Below are 12191 nucleotides of genomic sequence, written 5' to 3' on the forward strand. Positions count from 1 at the left end.
CGATGCGGATGCAAGCCGATCCCCAGTCCGGCGGGCCGATCGTTCGCGGCTTCGTCGGCAGCGGCTTCCGTCTCGACGAGGAGCGGGTCGTCGCTGCGGTGTTGATGACGCACGAGACGGCGACGGAATGGTCACCGCCGCCGATCGCCTCGCTCGACATGGCGTCGCTCGCGATATTGGTCGACGCGCAGCCGGAGTTCGTCTTGATCGGCACCGGCGCGACGTTGGTGCGGCCGCCGGTGACCTTGGTCAATGCGCTGGAGGCGCAGGGGATCGGTGTCGAGGCGATGGATAGCCGCGCCGCGGCGCGTGCCTGGGGTGTGCTGCGCGGCGAAGGTCGGGTAATCGGCGCGGCGCTCTACCCGCTCGACGCCTGACGTGCGCGGATCGCTCGACGCGGGCCTTGATCAACGAGCGCGCGGAGATGGGCGACAAGCGCGGCACTATTCGCCTCCCATGTGAAACCGGTCGCGGCTGCCCGTACCGCTTCGGGCGCAGGCGGGTCGGCGAGCAAGGCTTTGATCGCCGTCGCAAAGGCGGCAGGGCTGCGCGCGACGATCCGACCGGCACTCCGGGTGGTGACGACCTCGCGTGCGCCGCCAGCATCGCTGATCACGATCGGTGTGCCGCAGGCGAGTGCCTCAAGCCAGGCATTCGCCAGTCCCTCGGACGCCGAGGCGAGCGCCATCACATCCGCCGCCGCGCAGAATGCCGGCAGATCGGCATGCGGCACGCTGCCGAGCAGATGCAGCCGATCGCGCATCCCCAATTCGCTCGCGAGCGCCAGCAGTCCGGCCCGCTCGCTCCCCTCGCCTGCAATCGCCAGCGCGACGCCGGGTAGCGCCGCCACGGCACGCAGCACGATGTCATGTCCCTTGCGTGGGATCAGGGCGCCGAGCGACAGCACCAGCGGTCCATCCACGCCCGCAGTCGCCTTGGCGCTGCGGCGATCCGCCATCGGCACGAAGCGGTCGAGGTCGACGCCCGTGTGATGGACGCGGATATGATCCTCCGGCATGCCGAGCGCGACCATATCGGCGCGCATCGCGGCGCTGACCGCGAGCAGACCGTCTGCCGCCTGCGCCGCGGCGAGAACCTGCCCCCCGGTCGCCCCCGCCGTCCCCCAATGATGGATATCCGCGCCGCGCGCCTTGATCGACACCGGGATGCCGTAGCGCGCGCCGAGCGCCACCGCTGCCGGTCCATCCGGGAAGAAGAAAGAAGCATCGATGACGTCGAAGGGAAAGTCGGCACGAATCGCATCGAGCAGCGGGATCAACGCGCCGGTGAGATGCCGCGCATGCCACCGTCCACGGGCTCCGGGCACCGACAGGAAGCGCGGCCGGTAGACATCGAGCCCGCGCCACAGTTCGCGGCATGGCAGCGTGAGCTTGTCGCGGTGGTGGATCAGCGCGAGCGGCCCCGGCGGCAGCCCGATCGGCGCGACCACGCGGACCGACACATCCGCCGTCGCCGCCAGACCGGCGGTCTGCCGCTCCACGAACACGCCGAAATTGGGTCGCGTCGCGTCCGGGAACAGGGTCGAGAGCGTCAGCACGCGGAGCATCGTCCGCGTGCTACGCCTTACGCGTTAAGACTTTACGCCTGAGACGCATTCAGATCCGCTGCGTGCCCGGATAGGCGAACAGCAGGTCGGCGTCGGCGCTCGTCGTCACCGTCTCGCGGCCGGTGACGGTCAGGCATTCGCCCGCCTTGAACGCGACACCGCCGACCTCGCCGGTTCCGGTGATCGGCACCAGCCAGGCCGTCCGCCCTTCCGGCAGAACAACCGCATGCTCCCCCGCCGACCAGCGTTCGAGCACGAACTTCGGCCCCTCGACCAGGATCGTCCGCCCCTCGCCCGCCGCGCCCGGCGAGGTGATCGGCTGATAGGGCGTCAGGTGCGACACCGCGACGCCGTCCTCGAGGTGGAGTTCACGGTCGCTGCCGTAATCATAGAGGCGGTAGGTCGTCTCGCTGTTCTGCTGCACCTCGATCAGCGTCAGCCCGCCACCGATCGCATGGATCGTGCCCGACGGTGCGTAATAGAAGTCGCCCGCCTTGACCGGCACCCAGTCGAGATCGTCTTCGATGCTGCCGTCCTGCGCGTCGGCGCGCAGCGTCTCCGGCGTGATCGTCTGCTTGGGGCCGAGCGCGATCGTCGAATCAGGCCGCGCGGCGAGGATCGTCCAGCATTCGTCCTTGCCGCGCGGCAGGCCGCGGGCATGCGCCTGCTCGTCGTCCGGATGGACCTGCACCGACAATTTCTGGCCGGTGAACAGATATTTGATCAGCAGGTCGGGCGAGGTGTCGCCAGGCTCCTGAAACCAGATTTCGCCGATCGGTTCGCCGTCCGCCGGCGCATCTTCGAACCCGAAGCCCAGATCATGCCGACCCCACGGCTTTTCGACGCGATGGGTGTGGAGCAGGGTAGCAGGCATGCGGGTCCTTTCGTGATCGTATCAATGTGCCGCCAACGTGCGACGCGGGGGATTGTTCGCAACCGCGAGCTTGAGCTAAGAGCCTTAGCCGATGCGTATCCCCCAGTCCAAGGCGCTTGCCGCAGCGCTGATCGCCGTCGTCGCGCTTCCCGTTGCAGGCTGTGCCCGCAACCGTGCGAAGTCCGACCTGCCCTATGTCGCACGCGACGTCGGCACGCTTTATTCGACCGCCAAGAAGCGGCTCGATCAAGGGCGTTACAAGGAAGCGGCGGTGCTGTTCGACGAGGTCGAGCGGCAGCATCCCTATTCGATCTGGGCCCGCCGCGCGCAGCTGATGAGCGCGTTCAGTTACTATCTCAACCGCGACTATACGCAGAGCATCCAGTCGGCGCAGCGCTTCCTGTCGGTCCATCCCGGCAACCGCGACGCGCCTTATGCCTATTATCTCGTCGCGCTGAGCTATTACGAACAGATCCGCGACGTCACCCGGGATCAGAAGATCACGCGACAGGCGCTCGACGCGCTCGGCGAGCTCGTCCGCCGTTATCCGAACACTCGCTACGCCTCCGATGCGCGGCTGAAGATCGACCTCGTCAACGATCACCTTGCCGGCAAGGAGATGGAGATCGGGCGCTTCTACGAGACGCGCGGCCAGTGGCTCGCGGCGACGCTGCGCTTCCGGACCGTCATCGACAAATACCAGACGACGACGCACACGCCCGAGGCGCTGATGCGACTGACCGAAAGCTATCTCGCGGACGGCCTCCCCGAAGAGGCGCGCAAGGCGACCGCGGTGCTCGGCGCCAATTATCCGGGCAGCGACTGGTACGATCACGCCTATAAGCTGATGCAGAAGCATCCGGTCCAGGCAGTCGCGCCGATCCCGCCGGGTCAGCCGATCATCCCGGCAGGCACGCCGGGCGCCGCGCCGACGATGCCCGGACAGTCCACCAAGGGTGGCGCCGCGCCGAGCGCGGCGGCGACCGGGCCGAGCCCCGTCGGCCCCGCAGGAAGCACCAGCGCGGGTCGTCCGACGAACTGAGCGGCTGGCCCCTTCCCCCTTCGGCTTGCGCGGGGACGGATCGGCACGCGATGCACATCCTGTCTGCGCACGCTGACTGGGTCACCGCCGCTGCGAAAATAGAGAACATTTAAGGATCAACATTGCCGCCGACGCGCGCTATATCGCCGTCACAATGTTGACTGCGCTGTCCATTCGCGATGTGGTGCTGATCGAGGCGCTCGACCTGGAATTCGGGGCGGGGCTCGACGTGCTGACCGGGGAAACCGGTGCCGGCAAGTCGATCCTGCTCGACGCACTCGGCCTTGCACTCGGCGGTCGCGGGGAAACTGGCCTGGTGCGCCACGGCGCGACTCAGGCGGTGGTGACCGCCACGTTCGATCCGCCGACCGGTGCGCTCGCGGCGGTGCTGGAGAACAACGGCGTCGATATCGAACCGGGCGAGCCCCTGCTCGTCCGCCGCATCGTCAAGGCGGACGGCGGCAGCCGCGGCTTCGTGAACAACCAGCCGGCCGCCGCGGCGCTGCTGCGCGAGATGGCGCCAATGCTGGTCGAGATCCACGGCCAGCATGACGACCGCGGCCTGCTCAACCCGCGCGGCCATCGTGCGTTGCTCGATGCCTTCGGCCGCGTCGATCCCGGCGACACCGCACGTGCCTGGGCGACATTGCGAGGCGCCGAGACCGATCTCGCCGCCGCGCGTGCCGAGATCGAGACCGCCGCGCGTGATCGCGAATGGCTCGAACATGCGGTCGGCGAGCTTGCCGCGCTGGCCGCCGAGCCGGGGGAAGAGGAAGCGCTCGCCGACAAGCGTCGCGGCATGCAGCGTGCCGAGAAGATCGCCGACGATCTCGCCGCTATCGAAGACTATCTCGAAGGATCGAACGGCGGCCTCGCGCAATTGCGGCAGGCGGCGCGCGTGCTCGAACGGATCGCCGGCGATCATGACGCGCTCGGCGAAGCCCTCGCGGCGATCGATCGTGCGGTGATCGAAGCGGGGGTCGCGGAGGAGCAGCTCGCCGAGGCGCGCCGCGATCTCGCGTTCGATCCGCGGGCGCTCGAAGAAGATGAGGCGAGATTGTTCGAGCTGCGCGGCATGGCGCGCAAGCATCGCGTCCAGCCCGACGATCTTGCCGCGCTGACGGAGGAGTTGCGGAGCAAGCTCGAACGGCTCGAGGCCGGCGAAGGCGGGATCGCGCGGCTGGAAGCGAACGTCGCCGCGGCGCAGGTGAAATACGACGCCGCGGCCGATCTGCTGTCGGAACGCCGCCGTGCGGCCGCCGAACGGCTCGACGTGGCGGTGGCGGGCGAGCTTGCGCCCCTCAAGCTCGATGCGGCCCGCTTCCGGACCGTCGTCATACCCTACGCCAAGGACGGCTGGTCGTCGCACGGCAAGGATCGCGTCGAGTTCGAAATCTCGACCAATCCCGGAGCGCCCTTCGCCCCACTCGCCAAGATCGCCTCGGGCGGCGAGCTGTCGCGCTTCATCCTCGCGCTCAAGGTCGCGCTCGCCGAAGAGGGTGGCGCGGCGACGATGATCTTCGACGAGATCGATCGCGGCGTCGGCGGCGCGGTGGCGAGCGCGATCGGCGAGCGGCTCGCACGGCTTGCCGAACATACCCAGCTGCTGGTCGTGACCCACTCGCCGCAGGTGGCGGCGCGCGGTGCCGAGCATCTGCTGATCGCCAAGAGCCATGACGGCACCGTCACCCGAACCGGCGTCCGCGTCCTCAGCGAGGCGGAGCGGCGCGAGGAGATCGCCCGCATGCTGTCCGGCGCCACCGTCACCGACGAGGCGCGGGCTCAGGCGGAGCGGCTGCTCGAAACCGCCTGAGCCGAGCCTGATCAGATCGCGCCCGTCCCGCCATTGGCGCCGAAGGCGCTGCCGGTGGTGAAGCTGTTGCCGCCGTCGGCGAGTGCAACGTAGAGGCCGGCGAGTTCTGCGGGTTGTCCGGCACGGCCGAGCGGCGTGTCCTGCCCGAATTCATGCATCTTGCCGGGCAATTGCCCGCCGGCCACCTGCAACGGCGTCCAGATCGGTCCCGGCGCGACCATGTTGACGCGGATACCCTGTTTGCCGAGCTGCTTGGCGAGCGCTTTGGTGAAGATCAGGATCGCCCCCTTGGTCGAGGCATAGTCGAGCAATTCCACTTCCGGCGCGACCGAATTGACCGAGCCGGTGTTGATGATCGCTGCGCCGGGCTTCATCAATGGGATCGCCGCCTTGCACAGGTGGAACATCGCATAGACGTTGGTCTTCATCGTCCGGTCGAATTGTTCGGTGGTGATCTCGAATATCGACTCCTTCGACTGCTGATACGCGGCATTGTTGACCAGGATGTCGAGCCCGCCGAGTTCGCGATTGGCACGGGCGACGAGGTTCCGGCAGAAGGCCTCGTCGGTCAGGTCCCCAGGGATCAGCACCACCTTGCGCCCCTCGGCGCGCAGCAGCCGGGCGACGTCCTGCGCGTCGGGCTCCTCGGTCGGGAAATAGTTGATTGCGACATCCGCACCTTCCCGCGCGAAGGCGATCACCGCGGCGCGGCCGATCCCCGAATCGCCGCCGGTGACCAGCGCCTTGCGCCCGGCCAGCCGGCCGGAGCCGCGATAGCTCGCCTCACCGCAATCGGGCACCGGTTTCATGTCGCGCTGCAACGCCGGCCATTTCTGCTTCTGCTCGGGAAAGGGCTGCGCAGGATATTTGGTGCGCGGATCGCCGGCCGGCGCGGCGCCGGCTTGCGCGAATGCCGGTGCGGCAACGGCCGCGGCGCCGGCGACGGCAGCGCCTTTGAAGAGGTCGCGGCGACTGGTTTGATCGGTCATGGCACAACTCCCGAAAGGGTGAAGGCCAATCGCCCGCCACGCCGATTGGTTCACCGAGGCCGATCCGAAATGCGAGGTTTATCCGCGTCCGTCCGCCACTTGATCCGACGACGCCGAAGTGCGCTTGCCGGATCGGGGGCGCTTCCCCTACCCATCCGCGATGACCGACCTGCCCCAGACCGCGCCCGAGGCCGCAGCCGAGCTCGCCACGCTCGCCGCCGAGATCGCCTATCACAACCAGCGCTATCACACCGACGATGCGCCCGAGATCAGCGACGCCGCTTATGATGCGCTGGTCCGTCGCAACGCCGCGATCGAAGCCGCCTTCCCCGATCTCGTCCGCGCCGATTCGCCCAATCGCCAGGTCGGCGCCGCCCCCGCCGCGCATCTCGCCAAGGCGCCGCACGCCCGGCCGATGACCAGCCTCGACAATGCCTTCGCGCCCGCCGACGTCGAGGAGTTCATCGCCCGCATCCGTCGCTTCCTGCGGCTCGGCGACGATGAGCCGGTGCTGCTCACCGCCGAACCCAAGATCGATGGCCTGTCCTGCTCGCTCCGCTATGTCGATCGGATGCTCGTCCAGGCGCTGACCCGGGGCGACGGCCGGATCGGCGAGGACGTCACCGCCAACGTGCGCCATATCGCGGACATCCCGCAACGGCTGCCCGACGATGCGCCGGCTGGCTTCGAGGTGCGGGGCGAGGTCTATATGGCCAAGAACGATTTCACCGCGCTCAACCGCCGTCTGCTCGACGAGGCGGAGGATCCGGCAAAGGCTCGCCAGTTCGCCAATCCCCGCAATGCCGCTGCCGGTTCGCTGCGCCAGAAGGATGCCGAGGTGACCGCGACACGACCGCTGCGCTTCTTCGCCTGGGGCTGGGGGGAGGCGACGGAGCTGCCGGAGACGACGCAATCGGCGATGATCCAGCATATCCGGCGCTGGGGGTTCCGCGTCGCCGACGACGACCTCATGGTCCCGCTTTCCCCCAATATCGCAGAGGCTGGCGATGGCGAGGCGGTGCTCCAAACCTATGCCGGTATCGAGGCCCAGCGCGCGGATCTGCCGTTCGATATCGACGGCGTCGTCTACAAGCTCGACAGGCTCGACTGGCAGGAGCGGCTCGGCGTCGTCGGCCGCGTACCGCGCTGGGCGATCGCGCACAAATTCCCCGCCGAACAGGCGCAGACGACGCTGGAGCGGATCAATATCCAGGTCGGCCGCACCGGTGCGCTCACCCCGGTGGCGAGGCTCGCGCCGGTGACCGTCGGGGGCGTCGTCGTCACCAACGCGACCCTGCACAATGCCGACGAGATCGAACGGCTCGGCGTGCGCGAAGGCGACCGCGTCGTCCTGCAGCGCGCCGGCGACGTCATCCCGCAGATCGTCCGCAACCTCACCCCCGATGTCGAGCGGCCCGCCTGGCCCTTCCCGCGCTGCTGCCCCGAATGCGGCTCGGCGGTCGAGCGCGAGGAAGGCGAGGTCGTCTATCGATGCACCGGCGGCCTGATCTGCCCGGCGCAGCGGGTCGAGCGACTGATCCACTTCGTCTCACGCCATGCGTTCGACATAACCGGCCTCGGCGCGACGTTGATCGAGGCGTTCTTTACCGACGGGCTGATCCAATCACCTGCCGACATCTTCCGTTTGACCGAGGAACAGCTCGCCGCGCGCAAGAAGGACGGCAAGGTGTGGGCCGCGAACCTCGTCGCGGCGATCGCGGCACGGCGCGAGATCCCGCTCGACCGATTCCTGTTCGCGCTCGGCATCCGTCATGTCGGCGAAATCACCGCGCGCGACCTCGCGCGCCGCTACCGTTCGATCCGTGCCCTGGGCGCGATGCTGCGCCACGCGGTCTTCCTCCATCATCGGCTCGAGCCGGTGGTCGGCGAAACCGAACGCAAGTTCGTGCTGCGCCGCGACCGCCTTCTGGTCGCGGCGATCGAGACGCCCGGCATCGGCCCGGAAGTCGCCGGCGCCCTGATCGGCTTCTGCGCGGAAAAGCACAATCGCGACGTCGTCTTCGATTTGTTGCGCGAGGTCCGCCCCACCGACATCATCTGGGAGACGCGCGCGTCCGAAGTCAGCGGCAAGACCGTGGTGTTCACCGGCAAACTCGAAACATTGTCGCGTGACGAGGCCAAGGCACAGGCGGAAGCGCTTGGTGCGCGCGTCTCCGGATCGGTGTCGGCGAAGACCGATCTCGTCGTCGCCGGCGCCGATGCCGGATCGAAGCTCAAGAAGGCGGCCGACCTTGGCGTGACGGTGATCAGCGAGGCGCAGTGGGTTGAGATTGTGCAGGCCTCAGGCTGACATAAAGCAGTCCCCGCGTGTCTTTTTTGCAACGCGCGATCAATCACTTCACCGCGATGTGTCTGGTGACTCGCATATGTCACGTAACAGAAATATTGCGCGTGCAGGGGCGCGGCAACGGCGAACGATAGAGCCGCGATTCGAGCAGGGCTCCAAGGGGACATTGATATGCGAAACAACCTTTTCCTGGGTGTGGCTGCGGTTGCGCTGATCGCACCCGCCGCCGCGTCGGCGCAGGAGACGACATCGGTCATTCGTGGCACCGTTACGAACGCTGGCACTCCGGTTGCCGGGGCGACCGTGACGGCGACCGATGTCAACTCGGGCACCAAGTCGCAGACGAGCACCGACGCGACCGGTTCGTTCTCGCTCCCTGGTCTGCGGGTCGGTGGCCCCTACACGGTCGAGGTCGCAAGCGACGCCGGCAGCAAGACCGTCACCGACATTTACACCGTTCTCCAGCAGGATTTCACCCTGCCCGTCGAACTCGGCGCGACCGCTGACGCCCCCGCGGACGCAGGTGGCGAGATCGTCGTGACGGCACGTTCGATCCGCGGCGCTGGTGTCGCATCGAACGGTCCGGCGACGGTGCTGACGCAGGCGGACGTTCGTAAGGTCGCGTCGGTCAATCGCGATATCCGTGACATCCAGCGGCGCGACCCCTTCGCGACGCTCGATCTGTCGAATGGTTCGCGCACCGGCGGCGCGGTTTCCTTTGCCGGCGTCAATCCCCGCTTCAATCGCTTTACGATCAACGGTGTCCAAGTCGGCGATCAGTTCGGTCTCAATCAAGACGCTTCGCCGACCGGCCGCGGTCCGATTCCCTATGATGCAATCGGTCAGGTTTCGGTTTCGATCGCGCCCTATGATTTTCGACAGGGCAACTTCCAGGGCGGCGTGATCGACGCCGTGCTGCTGTCGGGTACCAACGATTTCCACGGCACCGGCTTCTATTCGCAGAACACGGATGGCCTGTCGGGTAGCCGGCTGGGATCAAACACGTACGTCATCCCGAAGTTTAAGTCCGAGACCTATGGCGCGACGCTGCGCGGTCCACTGATCAAGGACAAGCTGTTCTTCATGGTGTCGGCCGAGCGCAACACCGATCCGCGTCCGTTCGATACGCTGCTATCGCAAATCCCGAACCTGACGCAGTCGCAGATCGACAATGTCTCCACGATCTCTAACCAGACGTATAACTATAATCCAGGCGGTGTGCTTGGCATCAATGCGCGTAAGGACGAGAAGATCGTCGGCCGCATCGACGCCAATATTACGACCGGCCAGCGGCTGAGCCTTTCGTATATCAATGCCTACGACTCGCAAGGCAGCCAGAATAACACCAGCGTCAGCACGACCTCGCCGAGCTACGGCCTGTCGTCCAATGCCTATACGCTGACCGAGCTGCTCCGCGCCGGCATCGTCCAGTTGAATTCGGACTGGACCGACAAGCTGTCGACGGAAATTCGCGGCCTGTATCGTTACTATACGCGTGGTCAGAACCCGCTGCTCGGCAATAACTTTGCCCAGTTCCGCGTGTGTAACGATCCGACCAGCCTCGCCAGCCTGACGCAATGCTCGCAAGGCGCGACCGGCACGCTTGGCACGCCGACGCTCGCATTCGGACCGGATAATTCGCGTCAGACCAACGAACTGTTCACCGACACCTGGGGTGGTTCGTTCTTGCTGCGCTACCGCAATGCCGGCCACGACCTTAAGTTCCTCGCGGAAATGAACGAGAACCGGACGTTCAACAACTTCCTTCAGAACAGTGCCGGCAACTATTATTTCGACTCGCTCGCTAATTTCCAAAATCGGCAGGCTGATCAGCTCGTCTACGCCGTACCGCTCAACGGTGCCGCCAACGGCGCGTCGGCAAACTTCCACTACGATCAGTGGAACTTCGGTATCCAGGACGACTGGCGTATCACCGACAAGCTGCGCGTCAGCTACGGATTCCGCTGGGACGTGTTCGGAGAAGCGGACGCCCCGACCTACAATCAGTTCTTCCAGGCGCGTTACGGCTACCCCAATACCAAGACCTACAAGGGCCTGGCGCTGTTCCAGCCGCGCATCAGCTTCAATTATGACGTGACCGACAAGCTCCGCATCCGCGGCGGTGGCGGCATCTTCGGTGGCGGATCGCCGGACATCTATCTGTCCAACAGCTTCTCGAACACGATCCTTGCCAACACGCTGACGATCAACCGCACCGCCGCCGCCGTGGCGGGTGGAACGGCGACCTGCTCGGGCTTCACTGGCGCGACGGGCGCCCAGCTGACCGCCTTGTGCAATGCCGCGCTCAACAACGTCACCGGGCAGATCCCGTCGGCAGTTCGCGACTTTGCGCTCGGCGCCAACGGTAGCGCACAGCTGACGACCACCGCTGCCCTCGCGCCCAACTTCCGCCTGCCGTCGTCGTGGAAGGCGACGCTGTCGGCAGACTATAAACTGTTCGGCTTCAACGTCGGTGCGGACTATTATTTCTCGAAGGTTCGTGACGGCGTCGTCTTCACCGACATCCGATCGGCAGTGATCGGCGTGCTGCCGGACGGACGTCCGCGCTACAACGCCCGGACGATCGGCACCGTGATCAACGGCACGCGCGTGTCGAGCGACAATAACTACGACATCCTGCTGACCAACACCGATCGCGGTCACAGCCATGTCGGCGTCATCCGCTTCGACAAGCAGTTTGACTGGGGCCTGTCGCTCGGCGGCAGCTATACCCGGCAGATCGTCAAGGACGTGGCAGCGGCCACTTCGTCGACGATCCTGTCGAATTATGGCAACCAGCCGGTCAACGATCCCAACTATCCGGCTTACGGTACCTCGAACGATCAGATCAAATTCTCGTTCAAGTACAACGTCGGCTACGATCATGCGTTCTTCGGCGACTATCGTACGATCGTGCAGTTGTTTGGCGAAACCCGAGCTGGACGTGCGTTCAGCTACACGATGCAGAACGCCGGCAGCACCCGCTCGCCTGTGTTCGGCACGCTGTCGAACACCGATCGCTACCTGCTGTACGTGCCGACGAGCACGTCCGACCCGATCGTCAGCTATGACTCGACGGCGACGCAAAACGCGCTTGACAGCTTGATCAACAACTCTGCGCTGAAGGACTATCGCGGCAAGATCGCGGGCAAGAACATCGGCCGCAGCCGCGTCAACACGCGGATCGATCTCCATCTTGAGCAGGAGATTCCGACCTTCCTCGGCGAATCGCGTTTCTCGATCTTCGCGGACATCAGCAACCTGCCGAACTTGATCAATCATAACTGGGCGGGCCTGCGTCAGCTCGGCTTCCCTCAGACTGCGGCAACTGTTCAGGTGCAATGCCTGACGGTCGCTACGCCGACGGGGACGACGCCGGGCGCCGGGGTTGTGAACACCGCCCCGACGCAAACGTGTGCGCAGTATCGCTACTCGACGTACGCACAGCCTCAGACCGCAACGGTGGTCAACAACTCGCTCTATGCGATCCGTCTCGGTGCGCGCTTCACCTTCTGATCGCGCAAAGACCGGACAACTACCTCAAGGCCGCCGCTCCCCACCGGGAGCGGCGGCCTTCTGTTTTGCACCGGCCGCATCA

Annotated in this window: 8 protein-coding genes; 5 read left to right on the forward strand and 3 right to left on the reverse strand. The window is 66.1% G+C overall.

Translation table 11 applies throughout. The features are described from left to right. Positions 1–8 precede the first annotated feature (8 nt). Positions 9–377, forward strand: coding sequence for an MTH938/NDUFAF3 family protein (locus BW41_RS18610; RefSeq protein ID WP_037536544.1), 369 nt, complete (start codon positions 9–11; stop codon positions 375–377). Here BW41_RS18610 and BW41_RS18615 read toward each other — a convergent pair. Next, positions 359–1567, reverse strand: a complete 1209-nt coding sequence (locus BW41_RS18615; protein ID WP_051583680.1) for a glycosyltransferase — start codon at positions 1565–1567, stop codon at positions 359–361. The two genes, BW41_RS18610 and BW41_RS18615, sit on opposite strands and share 19 nt — an antisense overlap. Positions 1568–1616: 49 nt before the next feature. After that, positions 1617–2441: a class I mannose-6-phosphate isomerase gene (locus BW41_RS18620; protein WP_037536545.1), complete on the reverse strand. Its 825-nt coding sequence runs from the start codon at positions 2439–2441 to the stop codon at positions 1617–1619. A 91-nt stretch (positions 2442–2532) separates the two neighbouring features. Between BW41_RS18620 and BW41_RS18625 the strand changes: the two genes are divergently transcribed. Together BW41_RS18625 and recN are read left to right on the forward strand one after the other, a co-directional pair. Further along, positions 2533–3483 carry an outer membrane protein assembly factor BamD gene (locus tag BW41_RS18625; RefSeq protein ID WP_037536547.1) on the forward strand — a complete coding sequence of 317 codons (951 nt, stop codon included), beginning with the start codon at positions 2533–2535 and terminating at the stop codon, positions 3481–3483. A 154-nt stretch (positions 3484–3637) separates the two neighbouring features. Continuing rightward, entirely contained in the window at positions 3638–5296 is a 1659-nt protein-coding gene (gene recN, locus BW41_RS18630; RefSeq protein ID WP_037536550.1) for a DNA repair protein RecN, read from the forward strand. An 11-nt stretch (positions 5297–5307) separates the two neighbouring features. On the opposite strand, the gene BW41_RS18635 is transcribed toward recN, so the two are convergent. Beyond that, positions 5308–6285, reverse strand: a complete 978-nt coding sequence (locus BW41_RS18635; protein WP_037536551.1) for an SDR family oxidoreductase — start codon at positions 6283–6285, stop codon at positions 5308–5310. Between the two features lie 160 nt (positions 6286–6445). Here BW41_RS18635 and ligA point away from each other — a divergent pair, with 160 nt between their 5' ends. Together ligA and BW41_RS18645 are read left to right on the forward strand one after the other, a co-directional pair. Continuing rightward, the gene (ligA, locus tag BW41_RS18640; protein WP_037536553.1) at positions 6446–8596 is read left to right on the forward strand and encodes an NAD-dependent DNA ligase LigA; all 2151 of its coding nucleotides are present in this window, start codon (positions 6446–6448) and stop codon (positions 8594–8596) included. 168 nt (positions 8597–8764) lie between these two features. Then, on the forward strand, positions 8765–12109 hold the full coding sequence (locus tag BW41_RS18645) for a TonB-dependent receptor (RefSeq protein ID WP_037536555.1): 3345 nt from the start codon (positions 8765–8767) through the stop codon (positions 12107–12109). Positions 12110–12191 lie beyond the last annotated feature (82 nt).

Source organism: Sphingomonas sp. RIT328 (assembly GCF_000632225.1).
Lineage (GTDB): Bacteria > Pseudomonadota > Alphaproteobacteria > Sphingomonadales > Sphingomonadaceae > Sphingomonas > Sphingomonas kyungheensis.